We start from the raw sequence: 17,222 nt of genomic DNA, 5'->3' as shown, positions 1-17,222 counted from the left end.
CGCCCGGGACGCGGTGCGACCCCCTCAGCGCCGTCCGCTGTCGCGCGCGGGCCGGGGATGGCGCACCGACCGGCGTGTTCCAGCCCCACGTCAGCGGAGGCCGCAGATGACCAGTTCCCAGGACTCCGCCACGCGCACCGGGGCGGAGGAGTGGCTCGCCGGCGCCTCGGTCGACGCTGCGGTGTCAGCCCTGCGGCCGGACTACCGGGCGCTGCTGCTGTCCGCCGACGGCCTCCGCGGCGGGCCCAGTGACCAGACCAGCGAGCGCTTCCTCGCCACCGCGGAGGACACCGCTCGCCGGCTGCTGGACGGGCAGAAGCCGGAGCAGCTGCCGCACCCGGCCGCCTGGCGGGAGGCCTACCGCTCCTTCGGTGCCAGGCCGCAGCGGACCCGCTCCAGCGTTGAGGCGCTGCTGCGCCGCCTGGACCCGGACGGGCTGCCGCGCATCGACCGGATCACCGACGTGTACAACGCCGTCTCCATCGCCCACCTGCTGCCGCTGGGCGGGGAGGACCGCGCCGCCTACGCCGGGCCGCCGCGGCTCATCCGCGCCGACGGCAGCGAACCCTTCGACACCACCGCCGGCGGCAAGCCCGTCATCGAGCACCCCGAGCCCGGCGAGGTCGTCTGGTGCGACCAGGTCGCCATCACCTGCCGTCGCTGGAACTGGCGGCAGGGGACGCGCACCCGCATCACCACCGACACCAGCAGCGCCGTCTTCATCCTCGACGCCCTCGATCCGCTCACCGACGACGACCTGCACGCCGCGGCCGACGCCCTCACCGACGCTCTGCAGGCACTGAGCCCCGACGCCGTCGTCCACCGGCGGCTCATCCGCGCCGCCGACCGCACCATGGGGGCCTGACGTGCCCGTCCACCCCCGGCACGCCGCCCGCCACTCCGAGGGAGCCCTGCCGATGACCCTCACCGCCGCCCAGCCCGGCAGCACCACCGACCAGGTCCTGCGCGAGATCGAGCAGCGCGTGCTGTGGCTCGCGACCGTGATCGTCGACCACGCCAACCGGGTGCGCCCGAACCCCAGTGGGCTCAAGGTCGGGGGACACCAGGCGTCCAGCGCCTCGATGGTGACCATCATGACCTCGCTGTGGCTGGAGCAGCTGCAGGCCGAGGACCGGGTGAGCGTCAAGCCGCACGCCTCGCCGGTGCTGCACGCGCTGGAGTACCTGCTCGGCCAGCTTGACGCCGCCCACCTGACGACGCTCCGCGAGTTCGGCGGCCTGCAGAGCTACCCCAGCCGGCTGAAGGACCCCGTCCCGGCGGACTACTCGACCGGCAGCGTCGGCATCGGCGCGACCGCGCCGATCTGGGGAGCGATCGCCCGCCGGTACGTCAACACCCAGCTCGGCGCGGGCGGCACCGGTCGGCAGTGGTCGCTGGTCGGGGACGCCGAACTGGACGAAGGCGCGGTCTGGGAGGCCGTGGTCGACCCGATGGTGGCCGAGCTCGGTGAGGTGGTCTGGGTCGTCGACCTCAACCGGCAGTCCCTGGACCGCGTGGTCCCGACGATGGGCGCCACCCGGCTGCAGGGCATGTTCGCCGCGGCCGGCTGGCAGGTGCTCACCGTCAAGTACGGGCGGCTGCTCGAGGAGCTGTTCGCGCGTCCCGGTGGGGCCGCCCTCCGTGCGCGGATCGACGAGATGTCCAACCCCGAGTACCAGCGGCTGCTCCGGCACGACCCGGCCGACCTGCGCCGGCTGCTGCCCGGCGACGGACCGGGGGCCGCGGACGTCGACGCCCTCATCGCCGACGTCCCGGACGCCGACCTGGCCGCCGCGGTGCGCAACCTCGGCGGCCACGACCTCGCCGCCCTCCGCGACGCGTTCGCGCAGATCGACGACACCCGGCCCACCGTCGTCCTCGCCTACACGCTCAAGGGCTACGGGCTGGCCACCGAGGGGCATCCGCAGAACCACTCCGCCCTGCTGACCGAGGCCCAGCTGCACGCGCTGGCCGACCGCCTCGGTCTCGACCCCGCGGACCCGTGGGCCGGCTTCCCCGCTGACGGTGCCCCGGCCCGGCTGCTGGCCGGCGCAGCCCAGCGGCTCCGGCGCGAGGCGTACGAGGCCCAGGCCGCCCCGGAGATCCCGGGCGACCTCGGGCGCACCCCGTCGGGAACGGCGACCACCCAGGCAGCACTCGGCCGCACCCTGCTCGACCTCAACCGCGCCGCTCCCGAGGCGGGCCGCCGGGTGGTGACCGTCAGCCCCGACGTCAGCTCCTCGACCAACCTCGGCGGGTGGGTCAACAAGGTCGGCGTCTGGTCGCACGAGGACCGGCGCAACTGGTTCGCCGACGACGCCGAGACGATCCTGCACTGGCGGGAGCGTCCTTCCGGCCAGCACATCGAGCTGGGCATCGCCGAGACGAACCTGGTCGGCGCGATCGGCGAGCTGGGGGCGACCTGGAGCCGGTGGGGGCAGCCGCTGCTGCCGATCGGCGTGCTCTACGACCCGTTCGTCGAGCGGGCGCTGGAGCCCTGGTCGTTCGGCATCTACGCCGGCGGCCAGTCGATCCTCGTCGGCACCCCGTCCGGGGTGACGCTGGCCGCCGAGGGCGGCGCGCACCAGTCCATCACCACGCCGTCCGTCGGCCTGGAGCAGCCGGGCTGCGTGACCTACGAGCCGGCGTTCGCGCTCGACACCGAGTGGTGCCTGCTCGCCTCGCTGGCCCGGCTCGGCCGGCCCGACGGGTCCTCGGCCTACCTGCGGCTGTCCACCCGACCGGTCGACCAGTCGCTCGCCTCGGTCCCTCCCGACCCGGCCGCCCGCGGACGACGGAGGCGGCACGTCGTGGCCGGTGCCTACTCCCTGCGGCACGACGTCTCCGACCCCGGCGTCACCCTGGTCGCGATGGGCGCCGTCGTCCCCGAGGTGCTGGCCGCGGCCGACCGGCTCGGCGACCTCGGGATCGCCGCGGACGTCGTCGTGGTCACCAGCCCCGGGCTGCTGTTCCGCGCGCTCCAGGCCCGCCGGGGGTTGGACGACGCCGCGACCTGGGTCCTCGACGCCGTCTTCCCGGCCGACCGGGCCCGGCCGATGGTCACCGTCCTCGACGGGCACCCGCACACCCTGGCGTTCCTGGCCGGTGTCCGCGGGGTGCCGGCCGCGCACCTGGGGGTCACGCAGTTCGGGCAGAGCGGCGACCTGGCCTCGGTGTACGCGCTGCACGGCCTCGACACCGACACGGTGATCGGCGCAGCCCTCGACCTCGTCGACTGATCCCTGCGCCTGCTCGGGGCTTGCGGCGCGGACGGGCCGAGGGCCCCCTCGATGAGTTCGAGAGGGCCCTCGGGTCGAGCGGTCGGTCAGGTGCGCAGCGGCTCACGCACCGCCGCAGCCGACGCTGATCCCGGTGACTCCCTCGCCCAGCAGAGCGACCCCGCAGGAGTTGCCGGCGAAGTGGATGCCCGGACCGGGCACCGGGGTCGGGACGACGTTGCCAGCTGCATCGGTGAACACGGTCCCCGGCGGGAAGCCGACGAGGACGTCCAGCGGTGCGAGGAACGGCTCGGCGGGCCCGGGGCCATCGGTGTCCACCGACGTGATGTTGCCTTCGATCACGTTGTCGACGACCGCGACGTCCGTGACCGGACCCGCCGCGTCGGGCTGGTCGGTGTTGAACAGCGGCAGGGTGAGCAGCAGCAGCCCGGCGGCCGGGAAGTCGAGCGTCCGTGCCGGCGGCGTCGGACCGTTGTCGGTGATGGTGTTGCCCTCGAGCAGCACCGAGTCCATGTTGACGACGGCGACGCCGGTCCCGGAGACGGCCAGCTGGCCCTCCACCTGACCGATGCCGGCCAGGCAGAACCGGTGGTCGTCCCGGACCGTGTTGCCCAGGACCGCCCATGCGCCGGCCTCGATCGTGGACGGCGCGACCACCGGCACCTCGGTGTTGCCGTCGTCGAACATGTTGATGCCCACGCAGTTGTTGGTGACGGTGTTGCCGACCAGGGTCCCGGTCCGCGCCTCGCGGATGAAGATGCCCAGGTTCCACCCGTCGGACGTGTTGTCCGCGACGTAGGCGTGGGCGTCGGCCGAGTCGGAGACGGAGATGCCGGCGGTCCCGCTGCTGCCGCTGGTCCCCTCCTGCTGGATGCCGCGGTCGAGGCCCTGCTCGACGTTGTCGGTGATCCGGCTGTCGGTCGAGTTGCTGACCAGGATGCCGTACCGGTCGTGTGCGACGCCCTTGGTGTGGGTGACCTCGACGTCGCGGCCGGTCTCGACGACGATGCCGTTGGCCGGGTGGTTCACCGTCTGCAGCCCGGTCACGGTGACGGGGCTGTCCGGGTTGAAGAAGAAGAGCGCCGAGACGTCGTCGGAGAGGCTCTGCTGGAGCTCCGCCCCGGAGCCCGTGACCGTGCTCTCGGGGTCGTGGCGGGCCCACTCCAGCCAGCAGGCGTTCCCTGCCGCCGGGGCCGCCTGCTGGTCCTCGACGACCGTCCAGTCGGGCCAGGTGATCCGGGTCTCGTCGCTTCCCGCGCCGACGATGCTCAGGCCCTTGCCCTCGATGCAGACGGCCTGGTCCGCGTACGTGCCGGCGAGCAGCTGGATGGTGTCGCCGCTGCTGGCCTGGTCGACGGCGTCCTGGATCGACTGACCGGGCTCGACGACCCAGGTGTGTCCCTGCGCGGACGCGACGCCCGCCGGCAGGACGGCGAACAGCAGGGCGAGCACGCTGACGAGCGAGAGCTCGCGTGCCAGCCCAGCACGCGGTCTCGGCCTCTCCGAGTGGTGCATGGTGGCTCCTCCTCCGGTCCAGGGCACGCCTGCGGGTCCCGCGACGTGGACGTTGGGAGGTGGATGAGTCCAGCCTGTGAATCACCTGGCAACGCCGGGACCACGATCGCGGGCCGGCTCCGGTGGCGTGAACGGACCGCTGGTCGGCACTTCGTGCCCACCGCAGGTCGCAGGCCCGACCTGCGGAGGGAGGTGCCCCCGCCGGACGGCGGGCCACCCCACCCGCCCCGGGGCGGACCCGCCCGCAGCGAGGTCCCTGTGCGGGCGTCGTCGTGCGTGGGGTCAAGCGCTGCGGCCGCGCCTCCGGGCCTCGACGTACCCCTCGGGCATGCCGGGCCCCGGTCGGGCCTGCACGTCGTCCGGGTCCTGCGCCCCGCACCGGGTGCACACGCTGTGCGACTCGACGGCGCCGCCGCACCCGGCATGGGTGTAGAGGATGGGGGGCTCGCCCGCACCGGCCCACCGGTCGCCCCACTGCGTCAGCGCGACGATCGACGTCGACAGGTCGCGGCCCATCGGCGTGAGCACGTAGTCGAACTGCTCGGGCTGGTCGGCGTACCGCCGCCGCTCCATCAACCCTGCGCTGACGAAGGCGTCCAGCCGCGCCGCCAGCACGTTGGGGGCGATGCCCAGCCCACGCTGGAAGTCACTGAACCTGCTGATGCCGGCGAACAGCGCGTCCCGGACGATCAGCAGGCTCCAGCGTTCGCCCACCACCTCCAGGGCGCGGGCCATCGAGCAGACCTCACGGTTGTACGTCCTCCCGAGCATGCGACGAGACTACTTGCTTCACGCTAGTTGAGGCTCTACCGTGACTTGCATCACGAAAGTACCGATGTCGAGCCGGTGACGGTCCCGGACGGCACGAACCGAGAGGTGCACCCAGCATGGACACCAGCCTCAGCTACACCTTCTCCGTCGAGCAGACCCCGGAGCAGGCATTCGCCGCGATCACCGACGTCCGCGCCTGGTGGTCCGGGACGATCACCGGCCGGACCGACGTGCTCGGCGGCGTCTTCAGCTACACCGTCCCGGACATCCACTGGTCGGAGTTCCGGATCACCGAACTGGTGCCGGGCCGGCGGGTGGCCTGGCTGGTGACCGACAGCTACCTGAGCTTCCTGGAGGACAAGGAGGAGTGGACGGGGACCACGGTCGTGTTCGACATCGCCGAGCGCGACGGGCGGACCGAGGTGCGGTTCACGCACGAGGGGCTGGACCCGCAGCACGAGTGCTACGACGTCTGCTCCCGCGCCTGGGGCGAGTACGTCACCGGCAGTCTCCGCGACCTCATCGTCGCCGGGGCCGGCCGGCCCAACTCCTTCGAGGGCCCGGAGGCGCTGGCGGCGGCACAGACGGGCGCGGCCTTCGGCTGAGCCGCGCCGACGGCGCCGGACCGACCCGGACGGGCAGGCGGTGCCGCCCGTCCGGGTCCACCGCGGCCGGGCTCAGCCCCAGGACGGACGTCCTCGGCGCAGGACGACGTTCCTTCTGCCGCCGGTGGTCGTCAAGGGGACCGTGAGCCGCGTGGCCTCGGCGTCAGCAGGACGGGGTCAGGCCGCCGAACCGTCCACCTACCCGGCTCAGGGACCGGCGTCACCTAGCCTCCTCGCGTGCGACAGCTGTTCCGGTTCGCCTGGCTCGAGGCGCAGTGCTGCCTGTTCGCCGTGTTGTTCTTCCTCGGCCTGGCGCTCGTCCGGGTGCTGCCGCTCCCGGTCGACCCGGCCGACGCGCTGCTGGGCTGGTGCCTCGCCGTGACCCTGGTGCTGTGGCTGCTCGGCTGGGAGACCGGCCGCGAGGTCGCCGTGATCTTCGGCTTCCACCTGGTCGGCCTGGCGCTCGAGCTGTTCAAGGTCCGGCAGGGCTCGTGGTCCTACCCCGACACCGGGCACGTGGCGATCGGCGGCGTCCCGCTCTACAGCGGGTTCATGTACGCCGCGGTCGGCAGTTACGTCTGCCAGGCGTGGCGCCGGTTCGACCTGCGGATCACCGGCTACCGGCCGCGTACCACCGCCGGGGTGGCCGGCCTGGTCTACCTGAACTTCTTCACCTCGCACGTCACCTGGGACGCGCGGCTGCCGCTGGCTGCCGCCCTGCTGGTCGTCACCCGGCGCACCTGGGTGCACTTCACCGTCGGCCGCCGCCGCTACGCGATGCCGCTCGCGCTGTCCTTCGGCCTGATCGGCTTCTTCCTCTGGGTCGCCGAGAACGGCGCCACCTGGCTGCGCGCCTGGCAGTACCCGTCCCAGGAGTCGGTGTGGACGCTGGTGCACGCGGCCAAGCTCGGCTCGTGGTCGCTGCTCGTCGTCGTCAGCATCGTGCTGGTCGCCGCGGTGAAGTCCCGCGAGGGCCGGCTGTACGGCGACGCCGGCGACCTCACGGTCCAGCGGGCGTACGACGCACCACCGGAGCGGCCGGCGCAGCGGGAGCGGACGCCGGTGCGCTGAGCGGTCGGACCTGCGTGGCGCAGACCGGGTGGGCCACCGGGTCGCCGCCGCCGGGACCTCGACGGCGGGGCCCGGTGGGTGTAGATCATCCTTGATGACGATCTCGCTGGCCGGCCTGGACATGCCGGTGCTGGTGCCGGCGGGCGTGCCCACCCGGTCCCTCTGCCTGCTCGCCGCCGGCCGGGGCAGTGCCGCGCCCGGCGCACCCACCTGGTGGGAGGACGTCAGCGTCGGCCCGGTCCCGCCGCCGGGCACGCCGGCGGACGCGCCACCGGCCTGGTCAGTGCGCACCATCGCCCGGCGCGGCTCCCGCCCGGACGCGGACGGCGGCTGGACCGTCGACGGCAGCCTGCGCGGCATCGCCGAGACGGCGGTGACGAGCATGCTGCTCAAGCTCATCCCGCACAGCGCCTCGGCCGCGGACACCCTGCGGTGGACCCAGCAGGCCGGCGCGACCGGCCGGTCGGTCGCCGCCCGGCTGGACGACGTCCGGACCTGGCCGCGCACCACGATGGACGTCGACGGTCACCCGTTCCTGCTCTGGCTGCACCAGCGCGCCGAGGGGTTCGCCGGCGTGGCGGACCTCGGCGCCTGCCGGGTGGTGCTGCACGGGCGGCGACCACCACCGGCCTGGCGGTTCACCCTGCTGACCGCGTCGACGGCGCGGGCAGCGCTGGCGGCCTGACCCGGTGCGTGCCCGACCCGGTGCCCGCTGCGCGGCCGGCCGGTCAGCCGGTGAGCTCGCTGGGGACGGTGATGACGTCGACCATCGCGCCCCGGCGGACGACGGTCACCGGCAGCGGTCGGCCGATCGCCTCGGCGAACAGCAGCCGCTGCAGGCTCTGCGCCGCGGCCACCGGTGCCCGGCCCGCCTCCAGCACCAGGTCGCCGGCCTTGAGCCCCGCCCGGTCGGCCGGGGAGCCGGCGATGACGTCGAGCACCTGCAGCCCGCGCCGCTGACCGGTGCGCGTGGCGAGATCGGCCGGCAGCGGCACCGGGCTGCTGACCAGCCCCAGGTAGGCGCGGCGCACCCGCCCGTCGCGCAGCAGCGTCTCCACGATCCGCCGGCTGGTGTCGTTGACGGGCACGGCCAGGCCGAGCCCCCAGCCGGCCACCGCGGTGTTGATCCCGACGACCCGGCCGCGGGCGTCGGCCAGTGCGCCGCCGGAGTTGCCCGGGTTCAGCGCGGCATCGGTCTGGATCACGTCCTCGACCACCCGCGCCGTGCGCCCGTCGCGGGTCGGCAGCGAGCGGCCCAGGGCGCTCACCACACCGGCGGTGACCGAGCCGGCCAGCCCGAACGGGTTGCCCACCGCCACCACCAGCTGGCCGACCTGCAGCGTCGCGGCGTCGCCGAGCACCGCCGGCGGCGGCGTGACGCCGCGGGCGCGGACCACGGCCAGGTCCGACAGCGGGTCCGCGCCCACCACCTCCACCGGCGCATCCGAGCCGTCGCTGAACACCGCCCGGCCGCCGGTGGAGTGCGCGACGACGTGCGCGTTGGTCAGCAGCAGCCCGTCGTCGCTGACGATGACGCCCGAGCCGGCGCCGCCCCGGCCGCCGGGCCCGCTCACCTCCAGCGCGGCGACGTGCGGCGCCATCTCGGCGGCCACCGTGGTGACCACCCGCGAGTAGGCGTCCAGCGCCGGCTCGGTGTCGTGCTCGTCCGACAGGCTCATGGCACCTCCTGATTACCCGCTTACGAGTGATCAGTGAACGCCTGATGGTGGCGCTGCGGGGGCCTGCCGGTCACGCCCGGAGCGAACAGTGGTCAGCCCATCGTCTTCTGGCCGTCGATCGACTCCCGCAGGATGTCCGCGTGCCCGGCGTGCTGGGCGGTCTCGGCGATCACGTGCAGGAACACCCGGCGGGCCGAGCGGGTGGCGCCCGGGGTGAACCACGGCGCCTCGGGCAGCGGGTGGGCGGCGTCCAGGTCGGGGAGGGACCGCACCAGCTCGTCGGTGCGTGCCGCCACGTCCGCGTACTCCGCGAGCAGCCCGGCCAGGGTCTCGGTCGGCAGCATGACGAAGTCCGCGGCCCAGTCGGCGGCGGTCGACTCGTCGAAGACGGGGAACGACGCCGGGCCGTCGACGGCGAAGCGCGCCCACATCCGCTCGGTGGCGGTGACGTGCTTGACCAGTCCGCCCAGGGTCAGCTCGCTGGCGGTCGGGCGGATCCGGGCCTGCTCCTCGCTCAGCCCCTGCACGGTGTGGGTCAGGAACCAGCGGTGGCCGGTCAGTGCGTCGAGCAGGTCGGCCCGCTCGGCGGTGAGGGTGGTGGTCGCGTCGGTGGTGGTCATGGGTGTCTGCCTCTCGTCGATCCGATCTGTACGGACGACGCTAGGAGCAATTGGTGCCATGTCCTGGCCGCTTTCCGGAAGACTCTGGTGCCATGGCCGACCCGACCTCCCGTGCGCTCCGGTTGCTCTCGCTGATGCAGGGGCGCCGGGACTGGGCGGGCCCGGACCTCGCCGTCCGGCTGGGCGTCTCCCTCCGCACGCTGCGCCGCGACGTCGAGCGGTTGCGCGACCTGGGTTACCCGGTCGAGGCCCGACCAGGGGTCGACGGCGGCTACCGGCTGGCCGCTGGGGCCGCCCTGCCGCCGCTGGTCCTGGACGACGACGAGGCCGTGGCCCTCACCGTCGGCCTGCAGGCCGCCGCGGCCGGGGTGGTCGCCGGGATGGCCGAGCCGTCGGTGCGGGCGCTCACCAAGGTGGTGCCGGTGCTGCCGGCCCGGCTGCGCCGCCGGGTCGACGCGTTGCGCGCCGTCACGGTGCCCGCGCCGCCGTGGTCCGACGGTGGGCCGGAGGTCGACCCGCAGGCACTCGTCGAGGTGGCGCAGGCCTGCCGGGAGACGCGGCGGCTGGAGTTCGCCTACACCCGGGCGTCCGGGGAGTCCGGTGCGCGGCTGGTCGAACCGCACCGCCTGGTGTCGCTCGGCCGGCGCTGGTACCTGGTCGCCTACGACCCCTCGCGGGGCGACTGGCGCAGCTTCCGGCTCGACCGGATGTCCGGCGTGCGCGGCACCGGGGCCCGGTTCGCGCCGCGGCCGCTGCCCGCCGAGGACGCCGCCGCCTTCGTCCGGGCGGGCATGGACCAGTTCCGGGTGAGCCGCTCGGTGGAGGCGGTGGTCGAGGCGCCGGCGGCGGTGGTGCGGGACCGGGTGGGGCGCTGGGTGCAGGTCGCCGACGAGGGCCCGGACCGCTGCCGGCTGCGGATGGAGACCGACTCGCTGGACTGGCCGGTGCTGGTGCTCGGCGCCGTGCGGGCGGAGTTCACCGTGGTCGCCCCGGACGAGCTGCGCGAGCGCCTGGGGGAGTGGTCGCAGCGCTTCGCCCGCGCCCTCGCCGGCGACCGTGGCGCTGCAGGCTCCCGGTCCGACCCGGTGGGGTAGCGGCATGCTGCAGGGGTCCCTGACCGCCGGCGGAGAGGAGGAGCGGTGGACGACGACGCGCTGGACGGCATCGCCGAGGAGCTCTACGGCGTGCCGCCCGAGGAGTTCGTCGCGGCCCGGACCGCCGCCCGCGACCGGGTGAAGGACGGGGACAAGGAGCTGGCCAAGGCGGTCATCGCACTGCCCAAGCCGACGACCGCGGCCTGGGTCTGCAACCTGCTCGTCCGCCGCCGGCCCGAGGAGGTCAGCCAGCTGCGCGAGGTCGGCGAGATGCTCCGCCAGGCCCAGCAGGCGTTGTCCGGACCCGAGCTCCGCAAGCTCGGCCAGCAGCGCAACCAGGTGGTGGCCGCGCTGGCCCGGCAGGCGCGCGGGCTGGCGCACGCGGAGGGCCACGACGTCAGCACCGCCGTCGCCGAGCAGGTGGAGAGCACGCTGCGGGCCGCCGTCGTCGACCCCGACGCCGGGGAGGCCCTGGCCGCCGGCCGGCTGACCACCGCGCTGACCTACAGCGGCCTCGGACCGGTCGACCTCAGCGGTGCCCTGGCGACGCCGGTGCGCTCGGGGCCGGCACCGCGACGCCAGGCGGAGGAGGCGCCGACGGAGGACGGCGCGGACCGGCGCCGCCGCGAGGCCGAGGAGCGCCGGCAGCGGGAGCTCGACCAGGCCCGGCGCGACGCCGAGGAGGCCACCGGGGTGGCCCGGGACGCCGCAGCGGCGGCCGAGGCGGCGGAGCAGGAGCTCGCCGACGCGCAGCAGCGGCGGGAGGACCTGCGCCGGCGGGCCGACCAGCTGGCTGGTGAGCTGCGCCGGGCCGAGCGGGAGGCCGCCGAGGCGGTGTCCCGCGCGCAGCAGACCGAGCGCCGGCGGGACGCCGCCGTCCGCCGGTCGGAGACCGCCGCGGCGATCCGGGACCGGTCGGCCGCGCGGGTGGCGGAGCTGGAGGCGGGCGGGCGCTGACCGCCGGTCAGGTCTCCCGGCGGGCGCGCTTGCCCTCGTAGAGCCGGACGTCGGCGCGCCGCAGCAGCTCGGTCAGCGAGTCCCCGCGGTGCGCGGTCGCCGTCCCCACCGACCAGCCGACCGGCAGGCCGCCGTCCAGGCGCTGCAGCACGTCCGCGGCGGTGCGGGCGTCGGTGCCGGGCAGGCAGAGCACGAACTCGTCCCCGCCGTACCGGCCCAGCAGGTCCGAGGTGCGCAGCCGGGTCCGCCACGCGGTCGCGACCTGACGCAGCAACCGGTCCCCGGCGCCGTGCCCGTCGCGGTCGTTGACCGCCTTGAAGCCGTCGAGGTCCAGGATCGCGACGGTCAGCGGTTCGCCGGTGCGTGCCGCGCGGGCCAGGCCGCGGGTGGCCTCGGCCTCCCAGGCGCGCCGGTTGGCCACGCCGGTGAGCGGGTCGACGGAGGCCTGGGTGCGGAGTCGGCCGTTCAGCCGGGCGTGCGCCTCGGTCAGCACGAGGGCGGCGAGCACGGCGATCGTCCAGGGCAGCAGGAAGCCGGTCGGGCGGGCGGCGAGCGCGCCGAGGGTGGCCGTCACCACGGCGAGGAGCACCTGCGCCCGGGCCGCCCGCAGGGAGAGGAAGTGGGCCGCGTAGAGGCCCGTGCAGATCAGCACCGGCCCGAGGCCGACGACCCCCTGCGGGGTGGCCGACCGGGCGGCGAGCAGGGCCAGCAGCAGCGAGAACAGGGCCAGCGCGGTGTGCTGGGCGACCGCGGGGAGCCGGTCGCCGGCGGTGGCCAGCAGCGCGGCCACCGTCAGGCCGACCGCCGCCAGCACCCAGGCCAGCCCGACCGGCGTGTCCGGGCTCATCGGCCGCAGCGCGCCCACCGCGCAGAGCAGGCCGCCGGCGCCGTGCAGCAGCGCGAGCAGCCCCACGTGTGGCGGCAGCCTGCTGCCCGTCGTCTCCGTGTCCATGTCACCGGGGAGATCGGCCGGGTCGTCGGGTATCGACACCGGGCGCCGGGTCCCGGCGACCCTTCGGGGTGAGGGAGAGGGGCCGGCAGCCGGGCCCGGACGCCCTACCGTTCTGAACGAAGCGAGGCCCCGTCCCCGCAGCTGCGGGGACGGGGCCTTCGTCGTCCTGAGGGGGTGTCAGGCGGACTCGCGCCCGGTGACGTCGACCGGCACCCGGGTGTCCTTCTGGCCGCCGGTCTTGGAGACCTCGAAGGACGACCCGAGCTCCTCCAGGGCCAGCCGGCCGTAGACCTGCTGCTGGGTGGCGGTGCGCTGCCCGCGGCCGCGGCCCAGGAAGCTGACCGCCCAGCCGAGCGCAGTGGTGAAGCGGCTCTTGAAGCCCACGACGTAGAAGATGTGCACGACCAGCCACATCACCCAGGCGATGAAGCCGGTGAACTTCAGCTTGCCCAGGTCGGCGACCGCGGCGAACCGCGCGACCGTCGCCATGCTGCCCTTGTCGTGGTAGTGGAACTCCGGCGTCGTCGAGCGGCCGGCGATGCGGGCCTTGATGGCGTCCGCGGCAAAGCGCCCGCCCTGGATGGCGACCTGGGCGACACCGGGGAGCCGGTTCAGCGAGATCATGTCGCCGACGACGTGCACCTCGGGGTGCCCCGGGAGGGTGAGGTCGGGCTGCACGGACACCCGGCCGGCCCGGTCGACCGCCGCGCCGGACTGCTCGCCGAGCAGCTTGCCCAGTGCGCTGGCCTGCACGCCGGCGGCCCAGATCTTGGTGGCGGAGTGGATCCGGCGCTCGTGCCCGTCGCCGTCCTTGACCACGATGCCGTCGGCGTCGACGTTGGTGACCATCGCGCCGAGCTGGACCTCGACACCAATCTCGTTCAGCCGCTTGTGCGCGTTCTGGCCGAGGGAGTCGGCGAACGGCGGCAGCACCTTCGGCGCGGCGTCGAGCAGGATCACCCGGGCGCTGGTCGGGTCGATGTTGCGGAAGTCGCGGCGCAGCGTGCGGCGGGCCAGCTCGGCGATCTGCCCGGCCATCTCGACCCCGGTCGGGCCGGCGCCGACGACGACGAAGGTCAGCAGCCGGTCGATCTCGGCGGGGTCGTTGGCCAGCTCGGCGAGCTCGAAGGCGCCGAAGATCCGGCCGCGCAGCTCGAGGGCGTCGTCGATGCTCTTCATGCCGGGGGCGTACTCGGCGAACTGGTCGTTGCCGAAGTAGGACTGCCCGGCGCCGGCGGCGACGATCAGCTCGTCGTACTCGTGCACGGTGGTGCGGCCGAGCACCACGGAGGTGACGGTGCGCGCGGCGAGGTCGATGTCGGTGACCTCACCGAGGACGACGCGGGCGTTGTCCTGACGGGAGAGGATCTCCCGGGTGGCCGGGGCGATCTCGCCCTCGGAGAGGATGCCGGTGGCCACCTGGTAGAGCAGCGGCTGGAAGAGGTGGTGGGTGGTCTTCCCGATCAGGGTGACGTCGACAGGGGCCTTCTTGAGCCGCTGGGCGGCGAAGAGACCGCCGAACCCCGACCCGACGATGACGACCCGGGGTCGCTGTCCGGTGGGCTGGGTCGCGGTGGTCACGGTGCCTCCTGATATGTCGTCATGATGACTCATCATCCCACCGCGCTGTGGGCTGCTGCGCTCCACCTCCGCCGGGTGACGTGGTGAGCTCCACCCAGGACAGCGCTGCCGAGGCCGCAGCTGTTCCCAGGATCGTGCTCGTGCCAGGGCTGGGCCTGGACGTGCGTTCCTCCGCCCGACTGCGACGGCGCAGTGGCGGGACGGTGGTCATTCTGCCCGGTATGGGGCTGCGCCGCTCCGTCGGCTCGCTTCCCGAGCTGGCCGACGAGCTCCGCGCGGGCCTCGGCAGCGGGCCGGTCGTGCTGGTCGGGCACTCGCAGAGCTGCCAGGTGGTGGCCGCCGTCGCCGAGCGGGACCCGCGGGTGGTCGGCCTGCTGCTGCTGGGGCCGACCACCGACCCGCGGATGCGCCGGCTGACCGTGCTGGCGGCCCGCTGGGTGCGCACCGCCCTGCGCGAGCCCTGGTGGCAGTTGCCGCTGGTGCTCTCCCAGTGGCTGCACACCGGGCCGGCGGCGATGACCGCACTGTGGCGGCGGCTGTCCGACGACCGGGTCGACGACCGGCTGCGCCGGGTCGCCGTCCCGGTCGTCGTCGTCCGGGGGGAGCGGGACGTGCTGTGCCCGCACGACTGGGCTGCGCACCTGGCCGACTGCGCGCCCCGGGGCCGGCTCGTCGAGTTCCCCGGGGCGGCGCACATGACCCCGCAGACCCACCCCGCCGCCGTCGCCGAGCTCATCGCCGGGCTCGTCCGCTCCCAGGCCTCCTCGTAGGAGCCCGCCTCGAGCTCGCGAGTGGTGGGGGCAGGGGGTTACTTCTAGGAGGCGGCGACGGCCTCGCGACGCGCCGCGGCGGCGATCCCGGCCTGCTTGGCGGCCTTCCGGCTGGCCCGCTGGCTCACCTGCGCGGCCTTGCGGGCCTGGGCCTGACGTGCCTGCTTGGCCTTCGCCTTGGCGGCCCGGCGCTGCGCGGCGGTGTCGGCGGCGGCGCGGGGCTGCCGGTCGAGCAGCCCCTCGGTCAGCAGCCCGATGCCGATCCCGAGCATCCAGACGTCCTTGGCGATCGGCAGGCCCTCCTGGGTGGGGGCGACGCTCCTGCCGGGCTTGGTCATCCCGGGCGTGCGCAGGTAGAGGCCGAGCAGCGAGGCGGAGAAGCCGGTGAGCATCGCCCCGGCGACCGCCGTCGGGACCAGCGGCGTCAGCAGGGCCGCGCCGATGGCGATCTCCGCGGCGGACTGCACCTTGGCGAAGGTGGTGGGCGGGACCCTGGCCAGGAAGGGGTAGGTCCCGACGGCGAAGCCGTGCAGGTAGGCGGCGGTGCCCTCGTCGGCGCCGCGCTTGCCGAGGCCGGAGTTGAGGATGAACGCACCGGTGGCGATGCGCGGCGCGATCTCGGCGGGGGTGATGGGCAGGCGCATGGGAGACCTCACAGGCGACGGGATGCTGCAGTGCTCAACATCATCGTTCCTGTCCTGCCGCCCGCCCGCGACCGGGGGCCCTCTGGGCGAGATCGGGCTGGCGGTGGTCATCCGAGACGGATGACCACCACCAGCCCGGGGTGATCAGGTGGGTCAGCGACCCGACCGGCCGCGACCCCGGCCGGCGCCGCTCGGCGCCTGACCGGCGCGTGCGGCGAGCTCGGCCCGGGTGCGTGCCGGACCGGCCGAGCGGGTCTGGCCGCCACGCCCACCACCGGAGGACGACGTCGTGGAGCCCGACGACGTGCCGGCCCCGCCGGACCGACGACGGCGGCCGCCGTTGGCGCCACCGCCGCTGCCCTGCGGCTGGGGTGCGGCCACCGGGGCGGGCTCGACGAACTCCGCGGCCGGCCCGGTCAGCGCGGTGATCTCCCGGGCGCCCGGCTTGATCGCCGAGACCTCGGGGGTGATCCCGGCCTGGCGGGCCAGGGTGCGCACCTCGGCGGCCTGGTCGGGCGTCGCGATGGTGACCACGGTGCCGCCGGCGCCGGCGCGGGCGGTCCGGCCCGAGCGGTGCAGGTAGGCCTTGTGCTCGGCCGGCGGGTCGACGTGCACCACGATCGCCACGTCGTCGACGTGGATGCCGCGGGCGGCGATGTCGGTCGCGCAGAGCACCCGGGTCTCGCCGGTGCTGAACGCCTCGAGGTTGCGCTCGCGGGCGTTCTGGCTGAGGTTGCCGTGCAGGTCGACGGCGGGCACGCCGGCGGCGGTCAGCTGCTTGGCCAGCTTCTTCGCCTGGTGCTTGGTCCGGGTGAACAGGACGCTGCGGCCGAGGCCCGAGGCGAGCTCCTTGACGATCTGGGACTTGTCCAGCGGGTCGACCCGGAACACGTGGTGGGTCATCGTCGACACGGGGGCGACGGCCGGGTCGACCGAGTGCGTGGTCGGCCGGTCCAGGTAGCGCTTGACCAGCACGTCGACGCCGTTGTCGAGCGTCGCGGAGAACAGCAGCCGCTGACCGACCTTCGGGGTGCGGTCCAGCAGCCGCTTCACGCCGGGCAGGAAGCCCAGGTCGGCCATGTGGTCGGCCTCGTCGAGGATGGTGATCTCGACGGCGCCGAGGTCGGCGTGGCCCTGGCCGATGAGGTCCTCGAGCCGGCCGGGGCAGGCGATGAGCACGTCGACGCCGGCGGCCAGCGCCTGCACCTGCGGGTTCTGCCCGACGCCGCCGAAGACGACGGTCGAGCGCATGCCCAGGGCGCGGGCCAGCGGGTCGACGACCGCGTTGACCTGGTTGGCCAGCTCACGGGTCGGCACCAGGATCAGCGAGCGCGGGCGCTTGGGCTGCCGCTTGCTGGTGGAGGCGGCCAGCCGGGCGACCAGCGGGATGGAGAAGGCCAGGGTCTTGCCCGAGCCGGTGCGGCCGCGGCCGAGCACGTCGCGACCGGCGAGCGTGTCGGGCAGCGTGGCGACCTGGATCGGGAACGGCGCGGTGATGCCGCTGGCGGTGAGCACCTCGACCAGCGGGGCCGGGACGCCGAGCGCGGCGAAGGTCGTGTCGGTGGCGACGACGGTGGCCTCGTCGCCGACCGGGACCACGGGTGCGACCGGCACGGTCTCCTCGGCGCGGGACGGGGTGCGGGTCGTGGTCTGCTGGCCCTCGGGGCGGGGGCCGGTGCCGCGGCCGCGGCCACCGCGACGGCGCCGCGCGGTCTCGCCGTCAC

Annotated in this window: 16 protein-coding genes; 8 read left to right on the top strand and 8 right to left on the bottom strand. The window is 74.7% G+C overall.

From position 1 onward, the window contains the following. Positions 1-106 precede the first annotated feature (106 nt). Both FHL80_RS11645 and FHL80_RS11640 read left to right on the top strand, forming a co-directional pair. Positions 107-865 (top strand): B3/B4 domain-containing protein, encoded by a 759-nt coding sequence (locus FHL80_RS11645; RefSeq protein ID WP_138733580.1) that lies wholly within the window; start codon positions 107-109, stop codon positions 863-865. Between the two features lie 52 nt (positions 866-917). After that, positions 918-3,239, top strand: coding sequence for a thiamine pyrophosphate-binding protein (locus FHL80_RS11640; protein WP_138733579.1), 2,322 nt, complete (start codon positions 918-920; stop codon positions 3,237-3,239). A 102-nt stretch (positions 3,240-3,341) separates the two neighbouring features. Here the strand turns inward: FHL80_RS11640 and FHL80_RS11635 are convergent, their stop codons facing one another. Both FHL80_RS11635 and FHL80_RS11630 read right to left on the bottom strand, forming a co-directional pair. Further along, the gene (locus FHL80_RS11635; RefSeq protein WP_216870637.1) at positions 3,342-4,691 is read right to left on the bottom strand and encodes a right-handed parallel beta-helix repeat-containing protein; all 1,350 of its coding nucleotides are present in this window, start codon (positions 4,689-4,691) and stop codon (positions 3,342-3,344) included. Between the two features lie 345 nt (positions 4,692-5,036). Beyond that, positions 5,037-5,525, bottom strand: coding sequence for a winged helix-turn-helix transcriptional regulator (locus FHL80_RS11630; protein ID WP_138733577.1), 489 nt, complete (start codon positions 5,523-5,525; stop codon positions 5,037-5,039). A 116-nt stretch (positions 5,526-5,641) separates the two neighbouring features. Here FHL80_RS11630 and FHL80_RS11625 point away from each other — a divergent pair, with 116 nt between their 5' ends. The 3 genes from FHL80_RS11625 to FHL80_RS11615 all read left to right on the top strand — a co-directional run bounded on the left by FHL80_RS11625 (position 5,642) and on the right by FHL80_RS11615 (position 7,886). After that, positions 5,642-6,130, top strand: coding sequence for an SRPBCC family protein (locus tag FHL80_RS11625; RefSeq protein ID WP_138733576.1), 489 nt, complete (start codon positions 5,642-5,644; stop codon positions 6,128-6,130). Positions 6,131-6,367: 237 nt separating this feature from the next. After that, complete coding sequence (locus FHL80_RS11620) at positions 6,368-7,201, top strand: DUF817 domain-containing protein (RefSeq protein WP_138733575.1); 834 nt, start codon at positions 6,368-6,370, stop codon at positions 7,199-7,201. Positions 7,202-7,295: 94 nt separating this feature from the next. Beyond that, positions 7,296-7,886 (top strand): hypothetical protein, encoded by a 591-nt coding sequence (locus FHL80_RS11615; protein ID WP_138733574.1) that lies wholly within the window; start codon positions 7,296-7,298, stop codon positions 7,884-7,886. 43 nt (positions 7,887-7,929) lie between these two features. On the opposite strand, the gene FHL80_RS11610 is transcribed toward FHL80_RS11615, so the two are convergent. Together FHL80_RS11610 and FHL80_RS11605 are read right to left on the bottom strand one after the other, a co-directional pair. Then, complete coding sequence (locus FHL80_RS11610) at positions 7,930-8,880, bottom strand: S1C family serine protease (RefSeq protein ID WP_138733573.1); 951 nt, start codon at positions 8,878-8,880, stop codon at positions 7,930-7,932. A gap of 92 nt (positions 8,881-8,972) precedes the next feature. Further along, positions 8,973-9,500 carry a DinB family protein gene (locus tag FHL80_RS11605; RefSeq protein ID WP_138733572.1) on the bottom strand — a complete coding sequence of 176 codons (528 nt, stop codon included), beginning with the start codon at positions 9,498-9,500 and terminating at the stop codon, positions 8,973-8,975. Positions 9,501-9,592: 92 nt separating this feature from the next. Here FHL80_RS11605 and FHL80_RS11600 point away from each other — a divergent pair, with 92 nt between their 5' ends. Both FHL80_RS11600 and FHL80_RS11595 read left to right on the top strand, forming a co-directional pair. Continuing rightward, positions 9,593-10,594 carry a helix-turn-helix transcriptional regulator gene (locus tag FHL80_RS11600; RefSeq protein ID WP_138733571.1) on the top strand — a complete coding sequence of 334 codons (1,002 nt, stop codon included), beginning with the start codon at positions 9,593-9,595 and terminating at the stop codon, positions 10,592-10,594. A gap of 45 nt (positions 10,595-10,639) precedes the next feature. Next, on the top strand, positions 10,640-11,551 hold the full coding sequence (locus tag FHL80_RS11595) for a hypothetical protein (RefSeq protein ID WP_246078625.1): 912 nt from the start codon (positions 10,640-10,642) through the stop codon (positions 11,549-11,551). Positions 11,552-11,558: 7 nt separating this feature from the next. On the opposite strand, the gene FHL80_RS11590 is transcribed toward FHL80_RS11595, so the two are convergent. Next, entirely contained in the window at positions 11,559-12,542 is a 984-nt protein-coding gene (locus tag FHL80_RS11590; RefSeq protein ID WP_138733570.1) for a GGDEF domain-containing protein, read from the bottom strand. 138 nt (positions 12,543-12,680) lie between these two features. Further along, positions 12,681-14,084 (bottom strand): NAD(P)/FAD-dependent oxidoreductase, encoded by a 1,404-nt coding sequence (locus FHL80_RS11585; RefSeq protein ID WP_138733569.1) that lies wholly within the window; start codon positions 14,082-14,084, stop codon positions 12,681-12,683. A gap of 83 nt (positions 14,085-14,167) precedes the next feature. On the opposite strand from FHL80_RS11585, the gene FHL80_RS11580 reads away from it, so the two are divergent. After that, positions 14,168-14,854, top strand: a complete 687-nt coding sequence (locus tag FHL80_RS11580) for an alpha/beta fold hydrolase (protein WP_216870636.1) — start codon at positions 14,168-14,170, stop codon at positions 14,852-14,854. A 44-nt stretch (positions 14,855-14,898) separates the two neighbouring features. Here FHL80_RS11580 and FHL80_RS11575 read toward each other — a convergent pair whose 3' ends face one another. Both FHL80_RS11575 and FHL80_RS11570 read right to left on the bottom strand, forming a co-directional pair. Further along, a complete protein-coding gene (locus tag FHL80_RS11575; RefSeq protein WP_138733567.1) occupies positions 14,899-15,498 on the bottom strand; it encodes a hypothetical protein in 600 nt (199 codons plus the stop codon). 153 nt (positions 15,499-15,651) lie between these two features. Beyond that, positions 15,652-17,222 (bottom strand): DEAD/DEAH box helicase (locus FHL80_RS11570; protein WP_246078624.1); only part of this gene is annotated, 1,571 nt, incomplete at its 5' end.

The organism is Modestobacter excelsi (assembly GCF_005930495.1).
In the GTDB taxonomy this organism is placed as follows: domain Bacteria; phylum Actinomycetota; class Actinomycetes; order Mycobacteriales; family Geodermatophilaceae; genus Modestobacter; species Modestobacter excelsi.
Note: the sequence above shows the minus strand (reverse complement) of the source record. Positions and strands in the feature narration are given on the sequence as shown.

Coding starts and splice junctions, on each gene's coding strand:
- FHL80_RS11645 (WP_138733580.1), top strand. CDS start 107: ATGACCAGTTCCCAGGACTCCGCCACGCGCACCGGGGCGGAGGAGTGG.
- FHL80_RS11640 (WP_138733579.1), top strand. CDS start 918: ATGACCCTCACCGCCGCCCAGCCCGGCAGCACCACCGACCAGGTCCTG.
- FHL80_RS11630 (WP_138733577.1), bottom strand. CDS start 5,525: ATGCTCGGGAGGACGTACAACCGTGAGGTCTGCTCGATGGCCCGCGCC.
- FHL80_RS11625 (WP_138733576.1), top strand. CDS start 5,642: ATGGACACCAGCCTCAGCTACACCTTCTCCGTCGAGCAGACCCCGGAG.
- FHL80_RS11615 (WP_138733574.1), top strand. CDS start 7,296: ATGACGATCTCGCTGGCCGGCCTGGACATGCCGGTGCTGGTGCCGGCG.
- FHL80_RS11610 (WP_138733573.1), bottom strand. CDS start 8,880: ATGAGCCTGTCGGACGAGCACGACACCGAGCCGGCGCTGGACGCCTAC.
- FHL80_RS11605 (WP_138733572.1), bottom strand. CDS start 9,500: ATGACCACCACCGACGCGACCACCACCCTCACCGCCGAGCGGGCCGAC.
- FHL80_RS11600 (WP_138733571.1), top strand. CDS start 9,593: ATGGCCGACCCGACCTCCCGTGCGCTCCGGTTGCTCTCGCTGATGCAG.
- FHL80_RS11575 (WP_138733567.1), bottom strand. CDS start 15,498: ATGCGCCTGCCCATCACCCCCGCCGAGATCGCGCCGCGCATCGCCACC.